Source organism: Bradyrhizobium mercantei, from assembly GCF_001982635.1.
In the GTDB taxonomy this organism is placed as follows: Bacteria; Pseudomonadota; Alphaproteobacteria; order Rhizobiales; family Xanthobacteraceae; genus Bradyrhizobium; species Bradyrhizobium mercantei.
Genome location: NZ_MKFI01000004.1, coordinates 384,934 through 405,943, shown reverse-complemented (window position 1 = coordinate 405,943; position 21,010 = coordinate 384,934). Strand labels below are relative to the sequence as shown.

Sequence of the window (21,010 nt, the reverse complement as noted above, 5' to 3'; positions counted from 1 at the left end):
CGACATGGACAGGAGCGCTGATGGGACCGAACGCCGGTTGCGCCCGCCCAGCCTGTTCCTGATGCTGGCGGAAGCGCGCGGCGTGCTCGAGCTGAATTCGAGCCTGCTGCTGTCGCCTCTCTTGATGCAGGCGCCGAAGGGCGATGGCCATCCCGTGCTGGCGCTGCCGGGCTTCCTCGCCAGCGACCTGTCGATGGCGCCGATGCGGCGCTATCTGAAGGAGCTCGGTTACGACGCCTATGCCTGGAACATGGGCCGCAATTTCGGCGGGATCTCCAGCAGGCGGGCTGCGCTGCGCGACCTGCTGAAGCGGGTTCACGAGGCGTCCGGCCGCAAGGTCTCGATCATCGGCTGGAGCCTCGGTGGCGTCTATGCGCGCGACCTGGCGTCGCAGATGCCGGAGCTGGTGCGTTCCATCATCACGCTCGGCAGTCCGTTCGCCGACGACATTCGCGCCACCAACGCGACCCGGCTGTACGAGCTGTTGTCCGGCGAGGGGGTGGACGCCATCCCCGAGATTCGCGCGGCGATCGCGGGCGACATGCCGGTGCCGGCCACCTCGATCTATTCCCGCACCGACGGCATCGTGAACTGGCGGACCTCGCGGCTGCGGCCGTCGGCGACCGCCGAGAACATCGAGGTGCATTTCGCCAGCCATATCGGCCTCGGCGTCAACCCCGCAGCTTTGTGGGCGATCGCGGACCGGCTGGCGCAGCCGGAAGGGGAGTTCCGGCATTTTGACCGGTCGGGCCCCTTTGCCATTGCCTACGGGCCGGCAGAACAGGCACTATCCTAACGACGAGAAGCGCCGCCAAGGCGCCCGCGTGAGTTGGCTCTCGGGAGGAGATCATGAGCGACGCCAAGAAGCTGTCCTCGCTGGACGCATCGTTTCTGTATCTGGAAACGCCGGAAATGCCGATGCATGTCGGCAGCATGGCGATCTTCCGCCTGCCTGACGGCTACAAGGGCGACTTCTTCGAGGAGTTCAAGGCGATGATCGCCTCGCGGCTGCACATCGCGCCGATCCTCAAGGCGCGCCTGCAGAAGGCGCCGCTCGACATCGATCACCCGTCCTGGATCGAGGACGACCAGTTCGACATCGACCGCCACATCTTCCGCGCCAGCCTGCCGGCGCCGCGCGACCGCGCCACGCTGGAGCGGATCGTCGGCTGGATGCACGCCAAGCTTCTGAACCGCGCCCGTCCGCTCTGGGAATTCTACGTCTTCGAGGGCATGAAGGACAACGAGATCGGGCTCTATTCCAAGATGCACCACGCCTGCATCGACGGCGGCGCCGGTGCTGCGCTGACCAGCATGATCTACGACCTGACGCCGGTGCCGCGCGAGATCGAGCCGCCGAGCGCGAAGAAGGTCGCGCAGGAGCCGCGCGACATCGCCGCCAATCTGATCGATGCCTATCAGCAGCTCTGGACCCAGCCGTTCGAGGCGGCCGCGACCGCGCAGAAGAGCCTGGAGCTGCCGCGTTCCGGCAAGAGCGACCTCGGCTCGATCCTGTTCGACAATGCCATGTTCCAGATCGAGAGCGCGGTGAAGTTCGCGGGCTCCATGCCGACCGTCATGAAGAGCCTGTCCGACGTCGTCGCCAAGGTCGCCGATCCCAGGTCGCGCGAGAGCCTGCAGGCGATGTCCTCGCCGCCGACCATCCTCAACAAGGCGATTTCGTCGGAGCGCAGCTTTGCCGGCACCTCGATCTCGCTGTCGCGCGCCAAGGCGGTGGCGAAGGCGTCGGGCGGCAAGCTCAACGACGTCGTGTTGGCGCTCGCCTCCGGCGTGGTGCGGCGCTATCTGATCAGCCAGGGCGCGCTGCCGAACAAGTCGCTGACCGCCGGCGTGCCGATCTCGCTGCGCGAGGAGGGCAACGCCGAATCCAACAACCAGGTGTTCGGCATGATCTGCTCGATCGCGACCGACATCGAGGATCCAAGGAAGCGGCTCGAGACCATCATCGCGCAGTCCACCAAGTCCAAGGAGATGTCGCATCCGTTGCGCGCTTTGGTGCCGCAGGTGACCAACATCTCGCTATTGGGTGCGCCGATCCTGGTGCAGATCATGGCGCTGCTCTACAGCCGCTCCGACCTCTCCAACGTGCTGCCGCCGGCAACCAACATCACGGTCTCCAACGTGCCGGGACCGCGGCAGACGCTGTATGCGGCGGGCGCCGAGCTGCTGCACATCTTCCCGGTTTCGATCTCGACCCACGGCGTTGCGCTCAACATCACCGTGCAGAGCTACCGCGATCAGCTCGATTTCGGGTTCATCGTCGGCGCCAACATCATTCCCCACGTGCAGGTGATGTGCGACATGCTGCCGCTCGAGTTCGATGCACTCGAGGCGGCATTTGCTCCCCCGCCCGCGGACATCAAGGGCGCAGCCGAATAGGAATTGCTTCAATGATTGAGATGCCACCGCTGCAGTTCGCCGAGACGAACGGAATCCGCATGGGGTTCTACGAAGCGGGCCCCAGGACCGACACGCCGCCCGTGGTGCTGTGCCACGGCTGGCCCGAACTGGCGTTCTCCTGGCGCCACCAGATCAAGGCGCTGGGCGAGGCCGGCATCCGGGTGATCGCACCGGATCAGCGCGGCTACGGCGCGACCGACCGGCCGGAGCCGGTCGAAGCCTATGACATGGAGCACCTGACCGGTGACCTCATAGGCCTGCTCGATCATCTCAAGATCGACAAGGCGATCTTCGTCGGTCACGACTGGGGCGGCTTCGTCGTCTGGCAGATGCCGCTCCGGCATCATCAGCGGGTCGCCGGCGTCGTCGGCGTCAACACGCCGCATTGGGACCGGGCGCCTGTTGACCCGATCGCGCTGTTTCGCCAGCGCTTCGGCGATCACATGTACATCGTCCAGTTCCAGGATCCGGCGCGCGAGCCGGACCGGATCTTCGGCAGCCGGGTCGAGCAGACCTTTGACGCCTTCATGCGCAAGCCGGCGCCGCGTCCGGCGGATGCCCCACCCGAGCAGCCGATCGCCGGCGTCGGCGCCTCGGCCCGGCTCAATCTGGCGTTCCCGCAGATGATCGCGAACTACGACGCCAAGCACGATCCGCGGACGCCGATCCTGACGGCGGACGAGAAGAAGGTGTTCGTCGACACCTTCACCAGGACCGGTTTCACCGGCGGCATCAACTGGTATCGCAACTTCACCCGCAACTGGGAGCGCTCGGCCGGGCTCGACCACCATGTGCGGGTGCCGTCGCTGATGATCATGGCCGAGAACGACGCGGTGCTGCCGCCCTCGGCGGCCGACGGCATGGAGAAGCTGGTGCCGGACCTCGAGAAGTACCTGGTCAAGGACAGCGGCCATTGGACGCAGCAGGAAAAGCCTGACGAAGTCAGCGCCAAGCTGATCGAATGGCGCAGAAAGCGGTTTGGGTGAGGGTGAGACACTAGCGCCGTCATTGCGAGCGAAGCGAAGCAATCCATCTACCCGCATGTGAGGAGAGATGGATTGCTTCGTCGCTTCGCTCCTCGCAATGACGGGTGGAAAGACAAGGGGGCATTTCCAACATGGCGTCCGGCAACAGACTGAGTCCGATCCCGCATCCGCCGACGAAGCCGGTGGTCGGCAACATGCTGTCGCTGGATTCGACCGCGCCGGTGCAGCATCTGGTCAAGCTCTCCAAGGAGCTCGGCCCGATCTTCTGGCTCGACATGATGGGCGCGCCGATCGTGATCGTGTCAGGTCACGACCTGGTCGAGGAGCTCTCCGACGAGAAGCGCTTCGACAAGGCGGTGCGCGGTTCGCTGCGCCGGGTGCGCGCGGTCGGCGGCGACGGGCTGTTCACCGCCGACACCAGGGAGCCGAACTGGAGCAAGGCGCACAACATCCTGATGCAGCCGTTCGGCAACCGCGCCATGCAGTCGTACCACCCGAGCATGGTCGATATCGCCGAGCAACTGGTCAAGAAGTGGGAGCGCCTCAACGCCGATGAGGAGATCGAGGTCGTCCACGACATGACGGCGCTGACCCTCGACACCATCGGGCTGTGCGGCTTCGACTATCGCTTCAATTCGTTCTACCGGCGCGACTACCATCCGTTCGTGGAATCGCTGGTGCGCTCGCTCGAGACCATCATGATGACCCGCGGCCTGCCGCTCGAGGGTCTGTGGATGCAGAAGCGGCGCAAGATGCTGGCCGACGACGTCGCCTTCATGAACAAGATGGTCGACGAGATCATCGCCGAGCGGCGCGGCAACACCGACGTGACCGACGACAAGAAGGACATGCTGGCGGCGATGATGACCGGCGTCGACCGCTCAACCGGCGAGCAGCTCGACGACGTCAACATCCGCTACCAGATCAACACCTTCCTGATCGCCGGCCACGAGACCACCTCCGGCCTGCTGTCGTGCACGATCTATGCGCTGCTGAAGCATCCCGAGGTGCTGAAGAAGGCCTATGAGGAAGTCGATCGCGTCCTCGGGCCCGACGTCGATGCGCGGCCGACCTATCAGCAGGTGACGCAGCTCACCTACATCACCCAATGCCTGAAGGAGGCGCTGCGGCTGTGGCCGCCGGCGCCGGCTTACGGCATCGCGCCGCTCAACGACGAGATGATCGGCGGCAAGTACAAGCTCAAGAAGAACACCTTCATCACCATCCTGGTGATGGCGCTGCATCGCGATCCCGCTGTCTGGGGGCCGAACCCCGACGTGTTCGATCCCGAGAATTTCAGCCGCGAGGCCGAGGCCAAGCGTCCGATCAACGCCTGGAAGCCGTTCGGCAACGGCCAGCGCGCCTGCATCGGCCGCGGCTTTGCCATGCACGAGGCCGCGCTCGCGATCGGGATGATCCTGCAACGCTTCAAGCTGCTCGACGTGCATCGCTACCAGATGCATCTGAAGGAGACACTGACCGTCAAGCCCGACGGCTTCAGGATCAAGGTGCGGCCGCGCGACGACAGGGATCGCGGCGCGTTCGCCGGCAGCACGGGCGCGTTTGCGGCCGCGCCGAAGGCCCCGCGCGCACCCACCACGCGGCCCGGCCACAACACGCCGATGCTGGTGCTCTACGGCTCCAACCTCGGCTCTGCCGAGGAGCTCGCGACCCGCATGGCCGATCTGTCGGAGATCAACGGCTTTGCGACGCGGCTTGGCCCGCTGGACGACTATGTCGGCAAGCTGCCGGAGGAGGGCGGCGTGCTGATCATCTGCGCCTCCTACAATGGCGCGGCGCCCGACAATGCGACGCAATTCGTCAAATGGCTCGACAGCGACCTGCCGAAGGATGCCTTCGCCAAGGTGCGCTACGCGGTGTTCGGCTGCGGCAACAGTGATTGGGCGGCGACCTACCAGTCGGTGCCGCGCTTCATCGACGAGCAATTGACCAAGCATGGTGCGCGCGCGGTCTATCCGCGCGGCGAGGGCGATGCGCGCAGCGATCTCGACGGCCAGTTCCAGAAATGGTTCCCGGAGGCGGCCAAGGTCGCGACCAAGGAATTCGGCATCGACTGGAATTTCACCCGCACCGCCGAGGACGAGCCGCTCTACGCGATCGAGCCGGTGGCGCAGGGCGCGGTCAACACCATCGTGACGCAAGGCGGCGCGGTGCCGATGAAGGTGCTCGCCAACGACGAGCTGCAGACCAAGGATGGCGCGCAACCGTCGGAGCGCTCGACCCGGCACATCGAGGTCGAGCTGCCCGCCAATCTCAGATACCGCGTCGGCGATCATCTCAGCGTGGTGCCGCGCAACGACCCGACCCTGGTCGATTCCGTCGCGCGCCGATTCGGCTTCCTGCCGGCCGACCAGATCCGTTTGCAGGTCTCCGAAGGCCGCCGCGCGCAATTGCCGGTCGGCAACGCCGTGTCGGTCGGGCGGCTGCTCACCGAATTCGTCGAGCTGCAGCAGGTTGCGACCCGCAAGCAGATTCAGATCATGGCCGAGCACACCCGCTGCCCGATGACCAAGCCGAAGCTGACGGCCTATGTCGGCGACGACGACGCCTCGGCCGAGCGCTATCGCACCGAGGTGCTGGCCAGGCGCAAATCGGTGTTCGACCTGCTCGAGGAACATCCGGCCTGCGAGCTGCCGTTTCACCTCTATCTTGAAATGCTGTCGCTCTTGGCACCGCGCTATTATTCGATCTCGTCGTCGCCGGCGGGAGAGGCGCAGCGTTGCAGCGTCACCGTCGGTGTCGTCGAGGCGCCCGCGAGCTCAGGCCGCGGCATCTACAAGGGCGTCTGCTCGAACTATCTGGCGCGCCGCCGCGCCGGCGACACCGTCCATGCCACCATCAAGGAAACCAAGGCCGGCTTCCGCCTGCCCGACGACAACACGGTGCCGATCATCATGATCGGGCCGGGCACGGGCTTAGCCCCGTTCCGCGGCTTCCTGCAGGAGCGCGCCGCGCGCAAGGCGCAGGGCGCCACGCTGGGGCCCGCGATGCTGTTCTTCGGCTGCCGCCATCCCGAACAGGACTTCATCTACGCGAATGAGCTGAAGGCGTTCGCAACCGACGGCATCAGTGAGCTCCACACCGCCTTCTCGCGCGCCGATGGCCCGAAGACCTATGTGCAGCACCTCGTCGCCGCGCAGAAGGACCGGGTCTGGGAGCTGATCCAGAAAGGCGCGATCGTCTATGTCTGCGGCGACGGCGGCAAGATGGAGCCCGACGTCAAGGCGACCCTGATGTCGATCTATCGCGAACGCACCGGCACTGATGCTGACGCCGCCGCGCGCTGGATCGAGGAGATGGGCACGGGGAATCGCTACGTGCTCGACGTCTGGGCCGGCGGCTAAAGCGTGATGAGATGACGTTGAACTGGATCGACGGCGGAGGTTCACCTCTCCCTTGGGAGAGGTCGGCGCGTAGCGCCGGGTGAGGGGTTACAGTCCCTCGTTGGAGCTGCGGCCCCTCACCCGATTTGCTGCGCAAATCGACCTCTCCCCGATGGGGAGAGGTGAAGCCGTGCGTCGTCGAATCGATTCTAGGCTCACGCCTTCGGCAAAGGTGCCGGCCATGTTACAAGCCGCCGCATGATTCCATGGGAAAAGATCGACACCGCGCGGATTCCCGGCACCGAAGGTGAATTGCGCCTGATGCGACGCGGCCGCGAATTCTCGATCATGCTCGGCACCAACGAGCTGATGAACAGCCGCCTGTCGGGCTCGGAAGAGGCGCTGGCGACGCTGGCGGCGAAGAAGATCGAGACGGTCGCACGGCCGCATTTTCTGATCGGCGGCCTCGGCATGGGCTTTACGCTACGGGCGGCGCTCAAAGTGCTCGGCTCCGAGGCGACAATCACGGTGGCCGAGCTGGTGCCGGCGGTGGTTGCCTGGGCGCGGGGCCCGATGGCCGAGATCTTCGGCGACAGCCTGAGCGATCCGCGCGTGAGCATCCACGAGGAGGATGTTGCCGGCGTCATCGAGCGCCACCCGCGCACCTTCGATGCCATTCTCCTCGATGTCGATAACGGCCCCGAAGGCCTGACCCGCAAGGCCAATGACGCGCTCTACGATGTCTCCGGCCTCAAGCTCGCCCACACCGGGTTGCGGCGCGGCGGCGTGCTCGCGGTCTGGTCGTCGGGTCCGAATGCCAAGTTCCCGAAATCGCTGTCCCGGGCCGGGTTCGCGGTCAACGAGATCGCCGTCCGCGCCACCGGCCGCGGCCGCGGCGTCCGCCACGTGATCTGGATCGCGGTCAAGGAATAGCCCGGCGCCGCTATTGCGGCGCAGCAAGGTGGGCTCCTCCGGTTCGATGTATTGAAAATCGGGGGCTGTTGGGTTTCACTCGACAGCAACCGAAGCCTCGAGCCCTTGGTCTGTCGGATGCAGGCGACGTCGAATTTTGGGGTGCAGGAGACGCACGGGATCCTGAACCGTTTCCAGGCGGATTTCCGCGGCTCGAGCGAAGGACTCGGCTGGTCGTCGGCGTTCGCCTCGGTGCAACGCGAGCGGCCGTTTGACGGGCATTTCCACGCGCTATCGGACAATCTGATGGTGCTGCACCGGGGCGGCCCGGTCGACATCACCTATGTGATGGACGGCAAGTCGGTTGCCCGGCACATCCCGCGCGGCGGCGTGTTCTTCCTGCCGGCGGGGCACACCTGCAACGTGGTCCTGCATGAAGCGCTGGAATCCACCCACATCTATCTGCGCTCCGACCTGTTCGCGGGCCGGGACGGCGCCCCCAGCCTGATCGGTGGGCTCGCGCCGATGCTCGGCGATCAGGATGCGGTGCTGGAGCATCTCGCCGCGGCGATCGGCGACACCATCACCGGCGGCCTGCCGGCCTCGTCGCTGTTCGTCGATCCGATCGCGCAGGCGATCGCCAACCGCTTTGTCGCGATCAATTTCCACAAGCCGAGCGTGGAGGCCGGCAAGCATCCGAACTTGCTGAGCAACCGGCAGATGGCGCGCATCCGCGAATTCGTCGATGCCAATCTCGATACCGATATCCGGCTCGACCAGCTGGCGGAGCTGTGCGGCCGCAGCACCGAATATTTCGTGCGCCTGTTCAAGGCGACCAGCGGCGTCTCGCCCTATCAATATGTGCTCAACCTGCGCATCGAGCGCGCCAGGGCGCTGCTCGCCGACGAGACGCAGAGCCTGGCCGACATCGCGTTGGCCTGCGGCTTCTCGCACCAGGAACATTTTACGCGGATGTTCCGCCGCTTCACCGGCGTGACGCCGGGCAGGTACCGGCGCAGCCACTAGGCGCAGCGGCCGGTTGCCGGGATCGGCGAGGGCGATGCCCGCCGCATCTCGCCTGACGATTTTTCCGGTTTTGTGCAGATTCTCTCCGGTTTCGTGCAGGCCGGCGGCCGGCGCCTGCCGCTAGCTTTCTCCCAACAAAGCGAAAATTTGCCGGTCCGCCGGCCTGGGAGAAACATCATGAGCATCGTAGCGCCCGATGCACCACGTTCGCCCGTCGTGGCGGCGGGAGATGCCGGCCGCGGCACGTTTGCGTATTGCTCGCAGCAATATCGCGTGGTGTTCGGCGTCGGCACCTCGGCGCGGCTTGGCGAAGAGACCGAGCGCCTCGGCATCAAGCGGGCGCTGGTGCTCACAACCCCCGAGCAGCAGGATCTCGGGCAACGGATCGGTGCCGGCCTCGGCGACCGGCTTGCAGGCCTGTTCGCCGGTGCGCGGATGCATACGCCGGTCGAGGTCACCAACCAGGCGCTTGGCATCGTCGAATCCAAGGACATCGACGGGCTGGTCGCGATCGGTGGCGGCTCCACGGTCGGGCTCGGCAAGGCGCTATCGCTGCGCACCGGGCTGCCGCATATCGCAATGCCGACCACTTATGCCGGCTCGGAGATGACGCCGATCCTCGGCGAAACCACCAACGGCATCAAGACCACGCAGCATTCCCAGGATCTGGTGCCGGACGCCGTCATCTACGACGTCGATCTCACCGTCAGCCTGCCGCCGCATGTCTCCGCCGCCAGTGGCCTGAATGCGATCGCCCACGCCGTCGAGGCACTTTATGCGCCCGACGCCAATCCGCTGACCTCGCTGATGGCGGAGGACGGCATTGCCGCGCTCGCCCGCGCGCTGCCGCGCATCATGGATGCGCCGGCCGATGCCGGAGCACGCCGCGATGCGCTTTATGGCGCCTGGCTGTGCGGCGTCTGCCTCGGCGCGGTCGGGATGTCGCTGCACCACAAGCTCTGCCATGTGCTGGGCGGCATGTTCGACCTGCCGCACGCCGAAACCCATGCGATCGTGCTGCCGCACGCGGCCGCCTACAACGCCGTCGCGGCGCCCGACGCGATGACGCGAGTTGCGCGCGCATTGCGCACGACGGATGCCCCGCAAGGGCTGTTCAACCTTGCCCGCGGGCTCGCCCTGCCGCGCCGCCTGGCCGACATCGGCATGCCCGAGGACGGCATCGCACGCGCCGCCGAGATGGCGGTGCGCAGCCCCTATGCCAATCCAAGACCTGTGGAGCGCGTCGCGATCCAGGACCTGATCGCGGCCGCCTGGCGCGGCGACGCGCCCGCGCAGCACTGACATCTCAAGATCAAGGGACAACACGATGGCCAATTTCAACGAGCATGATCTCACCGACGAGGTGATCCGCAGCTTCGCCAATACGCCGAACAAGCGGCTCAAGTTCCTGATCGAGGAGACGGTCAAGTCGTTGCACGATCTGGTGCGTCGCACCGAACTCACCTTCGAGGAATGGAATCAGGCGATCGAATTCCTGACCCGCACCGGCCAGACCTGCACGCCGCTGCGCCAGGAGTTCATCCTGCTCTCCGACGTGCTCGGCGTCTCGATGCTGGTCGATGCGGTCAATCACCGCGAGCGCGAAGGCGCCACCGAGACCACGGTGCTCGGCCCGTTCTATGTCGGCGAGCACCGCGTCACGCCGCATGGCGCCAACATCTCCGAAGGGATCGACGGTGAGCCGATGTTCGTGCAGAGCCGTGTCACCGACCTTGCCGGCAAGCCGCTCGCCGGCGCCGAGATCGACGTCTGGCACGCCGACGACGACGGCTTCTACGATTCGCAGAAAGCCGATTATGCCGCGCACGGCCCGTCGCTGCGCGCGCGCTTCGTCACCGACGCCGACGGCCGCTTTTCCTTCCGCACCATCCTGCCGTGCAGCTATCCGATCCCGACCGACGGTCCGGTCGGCGATCTCATCACCGCTACGAAGCGCCATCCGATGCGGCCGGCGCATGTGCACTTCCTGGTCAAGGCCGCGGGCTACGAGCCGCTGATCACCCACGTCTTCCTCGATGGCGACGAATATCTGCGCAGCGACGTGGTGTTCGGCGTCAAGGACGAACTCATCGCGCGCGTCGCGCCGAAGAACGAACCGGCGCTGCCGAACGGCGAGCGCGTGTCCGGCCCGTGGCACCTGATGACCTACGACTTCCAGATGAAGCCCGGCGCAGGCCTGGTGCCGAAGCCGATGATGGCCGCGGAATGACGATCACAACCAACAAGACGACCAAGGAGAGGACCATGACCAGCAAACCTGTTGAGACCGACGTGCTTGTCGTCGGCAGCGGCCCGGCCGGCGCGACAGCGGCGGCGCTGCTCGGCATGTACGGCGTCAAGCACATCATGGTGACGAAATACGGCTGGCTCGCCGACACGCCGCGTGCCCACATCACCAACCAGCGTGCGATGGAGGTGCTGCGCGATCTCGGTCTCGAGGACAAGGCGGTCGCGCAGGCGGTGCCGCAGCATCTGATGGCCAACAACGTGTTCTGCGAGAGCCTCGCCGGCGAGGAATTCGGCCGGCTCTATTCCTGGGGCAACCATCCCTCGCGCAAGGCCGATTACGATCTCGCGAGCCCCACCCGGATCTGCGACCTGCCGCAGAATTTCCTCGAGCCGATCCTGATCGAGGCTGCCGGCCAGCGCGGCACCTCGCTGTGCTTCAACACCGAATTCGTGGACCTGGTGCAGGATGCCGACGGCGTCACCGCGACGGTGAAGGACCGCCTGTCCGGCGAGACCTATCAGATCCGCGCCAAATATCTGATCGGCGCCGACGGCGGCCGCAGCCGGGTCGCCGAAGTGATCGGACTGCCGATGGAGGGCCAGATGGGCCGCGCCGGCAGCATGAACATCATCGTGCAGGCGGACTTAAGCAAATACGTCGCGCACCGGCCGAGCGTGCTGTACTGGGTGCTGCAGCCGGGCGCCGAGATCGGCGGCATCGGCGCCGGCCTGATCCGCATGGTGCGGCCGTGGAACGAATGGCTGATCATCTGGGGCTACGACATCGAGCAGGGCGAGCGCAAGCTCAGCAACGACGAGGCGATCTCGATCGTGCGCAATCTCGTCGGCGACGAGACGCTCGAGGTCAAGGTCCGCTCGACCTCGACCTGGACCGTGAACGAGATGTATGCCGGCCACTATTCGTCGGGCCGCGTGTTCTGCGTCGGCGACGCCGTGCATCGCCATCCGCCGACCAATGGCCTCGGCTCCAACACCTCGATCCAGGACTCCTTCAATCTGTGCTGGAAGCTGAAGCTGGTACTCGAGCGCCATGCGGCGCCGTCGTTGCTCGAAACCTATTCGGCCGAACGGCAGCCGGTCGGGAAGCAGATCGTGACCCGCGCCAACAAGAGCATCGGCGACTTCCCGCCGATCTTCGAGGCAGTGGGCCTCGTCGCCTCGACCGATCCGGCCGAGGCACGCAAGGCGATCGCCGCACGCAAGGCGCCGACCGCCGAAGGCAAGGCACGCCGCAGGAAACTCTATGAGGCGATCGCCAACAAGAGCTACGAGTTCAACTGCCACGGCGTAGAGCTGAACCAGCGCTACGGCTCGGCCGCCGTGGTCTCGGATGGCACGCCGATGCCGGCCTTCACCAGGGATCACGAGCTCTATTATCAGGCCACCACCTGGCCCGGCGCGCATCTGCCGCATGTCTGGGTCGAGCATCAAGGCGAGCGCAAATCGACGCTCGATCTCACCGGCAAGGGCCGCTTCACGCTGCTCACCGGGATCGGTGGCGACGGCTGGAAGACGGCCGCGGCCGCGGTCGAGAAGGCCTATGGCCTGCCGGTCGACGTCGTGACGATCGGTCCGCAGGGCTGCGATGCGCTCGACATCTATGCCGACTGGTATCGCCAGAGCGAGGTCGACGAGGACGGCTGTGTGCTGGTGCGTCCCGACATGTATGTCGCCTGGCGCGCCGGGGAGGCGGCGGCTGACGCCAGCGGTGTGCTGCTGGATGTATTTGGCCGGATCCTCGGTCGCAGCGCGCAAGCAAAGTCCGTCGCCGCCGCGTGAAGCGGGCGGCGCCGGCAATACTTTTTCAGAACGAAATGAAACGGCCGCCGGCCTGCAACCGGCTTGCCTCAAGGAGGGGAAAATGCGCAAGGACCATTTGAACACGATGTCTTTCGATCGCCGCCGCGTGCTGCAAGGCATCGCCGGTGGCTTCGCCGCAGCAGGCACGACGACGCTGTTCGCGCCGGCGGTGCGCGCCGCCAGCAAGCCGATCAGGATCGGCTATGTCTCGCCTAAGAGCGGGCCGCTCGCGGCCTTCGCCGAGGCCGACGATTTCGTGCTCGGCGAATTCCGCAAGTTCATCAAGGATGGCGTCAAGGTCGGATCGCAGACCTATCCGGTCGAGGTCGTGACCAAGGATAGCCAGTCGAACCCGAACCGTGCCGCTGAAGTCGCCAAGGAACTGATCACCCGCGACAATGTCAGCCTGATCGTGGTCGGCGCCACGCCCGAGACCAACAATCCGGTGGCGACGCAGTGCGAGCTCGAGCAGGTGCCGTGCATCTCCTCCGTCGCGCCGTGGCAGACCAACTTCATCGGCCGGCAGGCCAACCCCGGCGACCCCAAGAGCTGGAAGCCGTTCGACTACACCTTCCACTATTTCTGGGGACTCGAGGACGTGATCGGCGTCTTCACCAGCATGTGGAGCCAGGTCGCGACCAACAAATCGGTCGGCGCGCTGTTTCCGAACGATGCCGACGGCAACGCCTGGGGCGACACCACGATCGGCTTCCCGCCCGTGATGGCCAAGCAGGGCTTCAAGCTCACCGACCCCGGCCGCTTCCAGAATCTCACCGACGATTTCTCTTCGCAGATCGCGGCGTTCCGTGGCGCCGATGCCGAGATCATCACCGGCGTGATCATCCCGCCCGACTTCACCACCTTCTGGAACCAGTCGCGGCAGAAGGGGCTGAAGCCGAAAGTCGTGTCGGTCGCCAAGGCGTTGCTGTTCCCGGCCTCGGTGCAGGCGCTCGGCAAGGGCGGCAACAACATCTCGACCGAGGTGTGGTGGACGCCGACGCATCCCTACAGATCGAGCCTCAGCGGCGTCAGCGCAGCCGATCTCGCCAAGGGCTATGAGCTGGCCTCCGGCAAGCAATGGACCCAGCCGATCGGCTTCGTGCATTCGCTGTTCGAGGTTGCGGTCGATGCGATCAAGCGCTCCGGCGATCCGAGCGACGGCGCGGCGCTGGCGAAGGCGATCGGCTCTACCAAGCTCGATACGATCGTGGGCCAGGTCGCGTTCGGCTCCAGCGCGGTGCCGCCGTTCGCGGCAAAGAACATTGCGAAGACGCCGCTGGTCGGCGGGCAATGGCGGCTCAACGTCGACAAATACGACATGGTGATCACCGACAACAAGCTGGCGCCGCAGATCCCGCTCGGCGGCGACATGCAGGCGCTGAGCTAGCGCGTTCCATTGTTCATCGGAGATGCGCGGCACGTCTGTGCATCTCCGTCAAACCAATCCATGCGGTGAGCTGATATGCTCGAACTCCATTCCGTCTCGAAGAGGTTCGGCGCCATCGTGGTCGCCGATGCCATCGACCTGAGCCTTGCGTCCGGCGAGGCGCTCGGCGTGATCGGTCCGAACGGCGCCGGCAAGTCGACGCTGTTCAACCTGGTCACCGGGCTGCTGCGGCCGGACGCCGGTCGCATCGTCCTCGATGGCGTCGACATCACGGGCCTCTCTCCCGAAGCGCGCTGTCGTGCAGGGATCGGGCGCTCATTCCAGATTCCGCAGCCGTTCGACCATCTCTCGGTGTTCGAGAACCTCGCGGTGGCGGCCCTGTTCGGCGGCGGCCTCTCGGAGGCCGATGCCATCCAGCATTGCGGCCGCATGCTTGACCTGACCGGCCTCGAAGCCAAGGCCAACCGGCTTGCCGGCAGCCTGCCGCTGCTCGATCGCAAGCGCCTGGAGCTCGCGCGGGCGCTCGCCACCAGGCCGCGCACGCTGCTGCTCGACGAGATCGCAGGCGGCCTCACCGATGCCGAATGCCATGAACTGGTCGAGACGATCAGAACCATCCACGCCGAAGGTGTCGGCATCATCTGGATCGAGCACGTGGTGCACGCGCTGCTCGCGGTGGTGCAGCGGCTGGTCGTGCTGAACTTCGGCAAGGTGGTGGCGCAGGGCGCGCCCGCCGAGGTGATGCGCTCGCGCGAGGTCGAGACCATCTATATGGGAGTGCCGGCATGACCGCGCTGCTCAATGTCTCTGCGCTCGATGCGTTCTATGGCGACTTCCAGGCGCTGTTCGGCATCGACTTCGAGCTCGATCAGGGCGAGGCTGTCGCGGTGATCGGCGCCAACGGTGCCGGCAAGTCGACCATGCTGAAGTCGCTGGCTGGACTCGTCCGCAATCGCCCCGACGCCATCCGCCTCGGCGGACGGGCGATCGGCGATGCATCCGCCGCCCGCATCGTGCGGCTCGGCCTCGCGCTGGTCCCCGAAGGTCGCCAGCTGTTTCCCTCGCTCAGCGTCGAGGAGAATCTCCTGGTCGGTGCCTATGGCGGCGAACGCAGCGCGCCGTGGGACCTCGCCGCGGTCTACCGGATGTTTCCGGTGCTCAAGGAGCGGCGGCGCGGTGCCGTCACGGCACTGTCGGGCGGCCAGCAGCAGATGGTGGCGATCGGCCGCGCGCTGATGTCGAACCCACAGGTCTTGCTGTGCGACGAGATCAGCCTCGGCCTCGCGCCGATCGTGGTCGAGGACATCTACCGCATGCTGCCGCAGATCCGTGCCGGCGGCACCGCGGTGGTGCTGGTCGAGCAGGACATCGCCCGCGCGCTGCGCGCCGCGGATCGGTTCTACTGCCTGCAGGAGGGCCGGGTGACGCTGAGCGGGCGGCCAAAGGATGTGGATCAGGACACGATCCGCGCGGCCTATTTCGGAGCATGAGGGAGCGATGAGCGGATTCGACACCATCATCGAAGGCGTGCTGCTCGGCGGCGTCTATGCGCTGTTCGCGCTCGGCCTGTCGCTGATCTTCGGCATCATGCGCCTGGTCAATCTGGCGCATGGCGACCTGATCCTGCTTGCGGCCTATCTCGTGCTCAGCGCCAGCACCGCGCTCGGCCTGCCGCTTGCGGCCGCATCGCTGCTGGTGGTCGCTGTCATGTTCGTGCTCGGCTTCGTGCTGCAGCGGCTGGTGCTGGAGCGCGTGCTCGGCGACGACATCCTGCCGCCGCTGCTCGTCACCTTCGGCCTGTCGATCGTGATCCAGAACGGGCTGCTGCTCGGCTACGGCGCGGACAGCCGCCGGCTGCAGGCCGGCGCCTTCGAATCCTCGTCGGTGACGCTGGCGCCTGGCCTGAGCGTCGGCCTCGCGCCGCTCACGGCGCTGGTGACCGCGATCGCCGCCGTCGCGCTGCTTCAGCTCATCTTCTATCGCACCTCGCTCGGCCGTGCCTTCCGCGCCACCGCCGACAATCCCGCGATCGCGCAATTGATGGGGGTCAACGAGCGCAACGTCTACGCCATCGCGGTCGGGCTCTCGCTCGCGGTCTCGGTGATCGCCGCTGTCGTGTTCGGCATCCGCGCCAGTTTCGATCCGTCGATCGGCCCGGCGCGGCTGCTCTATGCGTTCGAGGCCGTGATCATCGGCGGGCTCGGCAGCCTGTGGGGCACGCTGGCCGGCGGCATCGTGCTCGGGCTCGCGCAGGCGATCGGCGGGCGGATCAATCCGGAGTGGCAGATCCTGGCCGGCCATCTCACCTTCCTTGCCGTGCTGATGGTGCGGCCGCGCGGTCTGTTCCCGGCGAGGCGGACATGAGCGTAGAAAGCATCACCATTCCGGCAAGCCGGGAGCAGCGGCCGGCAGATCTGCCGGTGTGGCAAATCCGGGTCGGCACGCGCCTCTCGCGCGTTGCGGCGGTGGCGGGCATCGTGCTGGTCGTGGCGTTGGCCGCGCTGCCTGCGATCGCATCGCGCAACCTGATCCAGGACCTGATCTTCGTCCTCACCATGCTGACGCTGGCGCAGCTCTGGAACGTGCTGGCTGGATGGGGCGGGCTGGTGTCGGTCGGGCAGCAGGCCTTTGTCGGGCTCGGCGCCTATGCGCTGTTTGCCGGCATCGTGACGGCCGGGCTCGATCCCGTCGCGGCGATCCCGCTGGCGGGGTTGTTCGCGGCGTTGGTCGCGGCGGTGCTTGGGCCGCTGCTGTTCCGGCTGGAAGGGCCATATTTCGCGATCGGCAGCTGGGTCGCCGCTGAAGCGCTGCGGCTGATCTGCGCCCAGTTCAAATCGCTCGGCGGCGGCACCGGGATGTCGATCTCGCCGAGCGAATTGTCGCAGATGTTCGGGCTGAAGGCGGTGCAGGCGTTGCTCGGCCTGCGTCCGGCGGCGGCGCGCGACGTGCTGGTCTACTGGCTCGCGCTATTGCTTGCCGTGCTGGTCACGCTCGGCACCTACGCCTTCATGCGCTCGCGCCATGGCCTTGCGCTGGCGGCCAGCCGCGACAATGCGGCGGCGGCGCGCAGCGTCGGCGTCCGCACCGCGCGGATCCGCCATCTGCTCTGGATCGCGGTCGCCTTCGCCACCGGCATGGTCGGCGCGGTGGTTTATCTGCAGAAGGCGCGCATCTCGCCGGACGCCGCCTTCAGCGTCACCGACTGGACTGCGTACGTGATCTTCATCGTCGTGATCGGTGGCGTGCGCACGATCGAAGGTCCGATGGTCGGCGTGCTCCTCTTGTGGGGGCTCGTGACCTATCTCGCCCAGTACGGCAGTCTGTATCTGGTCGTGCTCGGCACGCTCGCCATCCTGATCATGCTGTTCATGCCGAGAGGCGTGTGGGGCGCGGCGGCCCGCCGCTGGCAGTTGCAGCTCTTCCCCACGCAGCGCTGGTTGGGCCGCAGCCGGTAGCGCATGACGAAGATCGAATCGCGTGGGCTAAGTGCTCGCTTCACCTCTCCCCATTGGGGAGAGGTCGATTTGCGAAGCAAATCGGGTGAGGGGACTTTAGCTCCAACGAGAGACCGTGACCCCTCACCCGGCGCTACGCGCCGACCTCTCCCAAGGGAGAGGTGAACCTCAGAACATCGTATTGCCGTTCGCCGGACTTTCCGGGATCGGCTGCACCACGTCCCAATGCTCGACGATCTTGCCGTCCTCGAGCTTGAAGATGTCGACGATCGCATTGCCGCGGGTGCCGGGCTCGCGCACCGCGTGGACGTGCAGGATCACGTAGTCGCCGTCGACGAAGGAGCGCTTGATCTCGCTGTGCGAGTTCGGAAACTTCTCGCGCAGGAAGCCGATGAACTTGCGGAAGCCTTCCGGGCCGTCGGCCGCGCCGGGATTGTGTTGCACATAGCGGTTGCCGACATAGGCGAGCGCCGCGTCGGCGTCCTTCTGGTTCAGCCCCTTGTCGTAAAACGCCAGCACCGCCTTGCGGTTGGCTTCCTGCTGCGCCTCGCTGGTCGCGGCCATCGCGGACGAAGACGCGAGCGCGAGGAGGAGAGCGGCGACGGCTGTCCGCGGCCGGAGAAAGGACTTCATCTGGTGACTCCCGAGGCTGATGACGCGCAAGTTCGCGCGGCGCACCGCGCTCTCTACAGCCTCCATGCCTTGCCCGAAAGAACGCACTCCCGGCTCACATGGTTACCGGGAGATACTAGGGTGCGTAATCACAGATTCTTTTGCATATCCGCTTCGCTTCGATAATGGCTGCTTTGTGCAACCGCAGCAAATGACGCGATAGGCCGATAGCCGACATGCGCAGTTGTCGGCGCCATTACCCTCGTTTCGGTCGCTGGAAATAGAGGGCGAAAACGTGCAATCTAGGCTTTAGATGGTGATGCTTCGACTACCTTCACGGAAAAAAGGTAGCGTGGGGCAAAAATGGAAGCCAAGCCATGCTTATTGTGTTGTGTCTCTATATCCTTGCGATGTGGCTCATATTCTCGAAGTTCAGGCTCGTACGGTGGGGATGGTTGTCGGGGACGATCTCGCTACTGATCGGCGGATTCATTCTCGCGATATTTCTCGCGCTTTTTAATTATCTCACGCCCTCCGGCCGCCTGACGGTGACCGGTCGCGTCGTGGAAGTGACGCCGAACGTGACAGGACAAATTGTCGCAATTCCAGTCAAGCCGAACGTGCCGGTGAAGAAGGACGACGTGCTGTTTGAGATCGACCCGGCGCCGTTTCAGTACAAGGTCAACCAGTTGCAGGCCTCGCTTGCGGCGGCAAAACAACAGACCGAAATCCTGAAATCGAACTACGAGCAAGCGACAGCGAATGTGGCGGGACTTGCTGCACAAGCCGCCTACAACAGAAAGCGTCTCGCCGACATTGAGGCGCTCGCCGCCGATGATGCCAACACGAGATTCCAGGCGCAGGACAAGCAGGTTCAGTACGAGACTGTGTCGGCGCAGCTCGGTGCGGCCAGAGCGGCCCAGCAGAGCGCCAAGCTTGCGCTGGATTCCGAGATCGGTGGTGTCAACACGTCGGTCGCGCAACTTCAGGCGCAACTTGAGAACGCAAACTGGGAATTGTCGCAGACGTCCGTTCGCGCACCTGCCGACGGCTATGTCACCGTCGTTGCCCTGACGGTCGGCGACCGGGCGTTGCAGGCGCGCTCGGCGATGTCGTTCATTGTCGAGAAGGAGATCGCCCTGGTCGGCATGTTCTCGCAAAACGGATTTCAGACCATCAAGGAAGGCGCCCCGGTCGACATCGTGTTCGACAACCTGCCAGGTCGCATCTACCACGCGAAGATCATGGCCATTCCGAAGGGTATCGGCCAGGGACAGATCGCGGTGTCGGGTACGCTCGCCCGCACCAATGCATTAGGCGGTGCGACGATCTATCCGGCGGAGATATCGATCCCCGACGGGATCAATCGTGATGCGCTACGCTTGGGCATGTCCGGCACCGCCACCGCCTTTGCCAGCAACGCCGGTGTGATCGGGCTGCTCGCCTCTATCCTGGTATGGGTCAACTCCTACACGGCCTATCTATAGCCGCTCGTCCCAAGCGCGTCTGGTGGGGCGGGTCAGGAGCGTTGAGCTTGGCCGGACGCCTGTGGTTCAAATTCCCAAACTGAGCGCTCGAGACATGCGCTGCGAACTTGCCGATCGTGAATGGATTGCCATCAAGCCGATGCTGCCGAACAAGCCGCAGGGCGTTCCTTGAGTAAGCGATCGTCGTCTCCTCAAGGGCTGGATCGACGCGAACCGACCGGTATCCACTTCGCTCGAAAACGCTCTAGCCTCACGCCGCCTTCGCCGCCGCGCCATGCGCGTGCTTGTCGATGGCGTCGATGATCTCGTGCCACATCGGGATCGGCAGCGCATGGCCCATGCCCTCGACCATCAGCAGCTTCGCGCCCGGGATCGAGGCCGCGGTGTCCTTGCCGCCTTCGGGATGCACCAGCGGATCGATGGTGCCGTGGATCACCAGCGTCGGTGCCTTGACGCTGCGCAGGCGCTCCTTGCGGCTACCGGAGGCGAGGATCGCGCGCAGCTGGCGGCCGACGCCTTCCGGATTGAGGCCGCGCTCAAAGGTGCGCCGCGCGCGCTCGGGATCGAGCGCCTCGTCTTCGGGGAATGAGCCGTTGCGCAACACCTTCCAGGTCTGCCCGAAGCGGACGAAATACTCTTCCTTGCTCTTTGGCGGCGGCGCCATCAGCACCGCGGTTGCCTCGCGGGTCGGCCCGGGGATCTTCGGATTGCCGGTGGTCGACATGATCGAGGTCAGCGAGAGCACGCGCTCGGGAAAGGTGATCGCAACCTCCTGCGCGATCATGCCGCCCATCGAGGCGCCGACCAGATGCGCCTTGCGGATGCCGAGCGTGTCCATCAGCCCGATCGTGTCCCGGGCCATGTCGGCGAGCTTGTAGGGCGCCGCGACCGGGATCTTCAGGAAGCGCAGCTTGAGCAGTTCGAGCGCGCTCAGCCGCTTGCCGCCGCTCATCCGGGTGGACTTGCCGATGTCCCTGTTGTCGAATCGGATCACCCGAAAGCCGCGCGCGGCGAGCTGGCGGCAGAACTCGTCGTCCCAATGAATCATCTGGGCGCCGAGGCCCATGATCAGCAGCAGCGGCTCGGCATTCGCGTCGCCAAAGACCTCGTAGCAGATGTCGATGCCATTGGCGCGGGCGAGCTGCGGCGGCTGATGGGCGAGCGTGGTCACGGGCATCCCCTGCTGGTGTCGCGGTCAGGATCTCTATGCCACGGATTGACGCAGCGCAGAAGAGCGTTGGCGCCGCGGGTCGCGTCGCGCTGTTGACCGATCAGCGGCAACAGTGTCGTATGGCACAAACAAGTCGAA

The 21,010-nt window shown here is 65.6% G+C and carries 17 protein-coding genes; 15 read left to right on the top strand and 2 right to left on the bottom strand.

All coding sequences use genetic code 11. From position 1 onward, the window contains the following. Nucleotides 1-4 precede the first annotated feature (4 nt). The 14 genes from BI327_RS20065 (at nucleotide 5) to BI327_RS20000 (ending at nucleotide 17,602) form a co-directional block, all read left to right on the top strand. A complete protein-coding gene (locus tag BI327_RS20065; protein WP_076863089.1) occupies nucleotides 5-796 on the top strand; it encodes an alpha/beta hydrolase in 792 nt (263 codons plus the stop codon). Nucleotides 797-849: 53 nt separating this feature from the next. After that, complete coding sequence (locus BI327_RS20060; protein ID WP_076862516.1) at nucleotides 850-2,400, top strand: WS/DGAT/MGAT family O-acyltransferase; 1,551 nt, start codon at nucleotides 850-852, stop codon at nucleotides 2,398-2,400. Nucleotides 2,401-2,411: 11 nt separating this feature from the next. Further along, nucleotides 2,412-3,407: an alpha/beta fold hydrolase gene (locus BI327_RS20055; protein WP_076862515.1), complete on the top strand. Its 996-nt coding sequence runs from the start codon at nucleotides 2,412-2,414 to the stop codon at nucleotides 3,405-3,407. 131 nt (nucleotides 3,408-3,538) lie between these two features. Then, the gene (locus BI327_RS20050) at nucleotides 3,539-6,772 is read left to right on the top strand and encodes a bifunctional cytochrome P450/NADPH--P450 reductase (protein WP_076862514.1); all 3,234 of its coding nucleotides are present in this window, start codon (nucleotides 3,539-3,541) and stop codon (nucleotides 6,770-6,772) included. Nucleotides 6,773-7,009: 237 nt separating this feature from the next. Further along, entirely contained in the window at nucleotides 7,010-7,684 is a 675-nt protein-coding gene (locus tag BI327_RS20045; protein WP_076862513.1) for a spermidine synthase, read from the top strand. 141 nt (nucleotides 7,685-7,825) lie between these two features. Continuing rightward, the gene (locus tag BI327_RS20040; RefSeq protein ID WP_159450475.1) at nucleotides 7,826-8,689 is read left to right on the top strand and encodes a helix-turn-helix domain-containing protein; all 864 of its coding nucleotides are present in this window, start codon (nucleotides 7,826-7,828) and stop codon (nucleotides 8,687-8,689) included. A 177-nt stretch (nucleotides 8,690-8,866) separates the two neighbouring features. Beyond that, complete coding sequence (locus tag BI327_RS20035) at nucleotides 8,867-9,991, top strand: maleylacetate reductase (RefSeq protein ID WP_083742160.1); 1,125 nt, start codon at nucleotides 8,867-8,869, stop codon at nucleotides 9,989-9,991. A gap of 25 nt (nucleotides 9,992-10,016) precedes the next feature. Further along, a complete protein-coding gene (locus BI327_RS20030) occupies nucleotides 10,017-10,919 on the top strand; it encodes an intradiol ring-cleavage dioxygenase (RefSeq protein WP_076862511.1) in 903 nt (300 codons plus the stop codon). Nucleotides 10,920-10,954: 35 nt separating this feature from the next. Further along, on the top strand, nucleotides 10,955-12,739 hold the full coding sequence (locus BI327_RS20025) for an FAD-dependent oxidoreductase (RefSeq protein ID WP_076863086.1): 1,785 nt from the start codon (nucleotides 10,955-10,957) through the stop codon (nucleotides 12,737-12,739). 82 nt (nucleotides 12,740-12,821) lie between these two features. After that, nucleotides 12,822-14,147 carry an ABC transporter substrate-binding protein gene (locus BI327_RS20020; RefSeq protein WP_394329869.1) on the top strand — a complete coding sequence of 442 codons (1,326 nt, stop codon included), beginning with the start codon at nucleotides 12,822-12,824 and terminating at the stop codon, nucleotides 14,145-14,147. Nucleotides 14,148-14,222: 75 nt separating this feature from the next. After that, nucleotides 14,223-14,936, top strand: coding sequence for an ABC transporter ATP-binding protein (locus BI327_RS20015; RefSeq protein WP_076862510.1), 714 nt, complete (start codon nucleotides 14,223-14,225; stop codon nucleotides 14,934-14,936). Further along, nucleotides 14,933-15,637 carry an ABC transporter ATP-binding protein gene (locus tag BI327_RS20010; protein ID WP_076862509.1) on the top strand — a complete coding sequence of 235 codons (705 nt, stop codon included), beginning with the start codon at nucleotides 14,933-14,935 and terminating at the stop codon, nucleotides 15,635-15,637. Before BI327_RS20015 ends, BI327_RS20010 begins: the two co-directional genes overlap by 4 nt. Before the next feature lie 7 nt (nucleotides 15,638-15,644). Next, nucleotides 15,645-16,511 carry a branched-chain amino acid ABC transporter permease gene (locus BI327_RS20005; RefSeq protein ID WP_076862508.1) on the top strand — a complete coding sequence of 289 codons (867 nt, stop codon included), beginning with the start codon at nucleotides 15,645-15,647 and terminating at the stop codon, nucleotides 16,509-16,511. Next, entirely contained in the window at nucleotides 16,508-17,602 is a 1,095-nt protein-coding gene (locus BI327_RS20000) for a branched-chain amino acid ABC transporter permease (protein ID WP_089025539.1), read from the top strand. The genes BI327_RS20005 and BI327_RS20000 overlap by 4 nt, the downstream gene beginning before the upstream one ends. A gap of 168 nt (nucleotides 17,603-17,770) precedes the next feature. On the opposite strand, the gene BI327_RS19995 is transcribed toward BI327_RS20000, so the two are convergent. Beyond that, nucleotides 17,771-18,166, bottom strand: a complete 396-nt coding sequence (locus BI327_RS19995; protein ID WP_394329874.1) for a nuclear transport factor 2 family protein — start codon at nucleotides 18,164-18,166, stop codon at nucleotides 17,771-17,773. Nucleotides 18,167-18,591: 425 nt separating this feature from the next. On the opposite strand from BI327_RS19995, the gene BI327_RS19990 reads away from it, so the two are divergent. After that, a complete protein-coding gene (locus BI327_RS19990; protein ID WP_076862506.1) occupies nucleotides 18,592-19,701 on the top strand; it encodes an HlyD family secretion protein in 1,110 nt (369 codons plus the stop codon). Nucleotides 19,702-19,951: 250 nt separating this feature from the next. On the opposite strand, the gene BI327_RS19980 is transcribed toward BI327_RS19990, so the two are convergent. Then, complete coding sequence (locus BI327_RS19980; protein WP_089025538.1) at nucleotides 19,952-20,878, bottom strand: alpha/beta fold hydrolase; 927 nt, start codon at nucleotides 20,876-20,878, stop codon at nucleotides 19,952-19,954. Nucleotides 20,879-21,010: the final 132 nt, after the last annotated feature.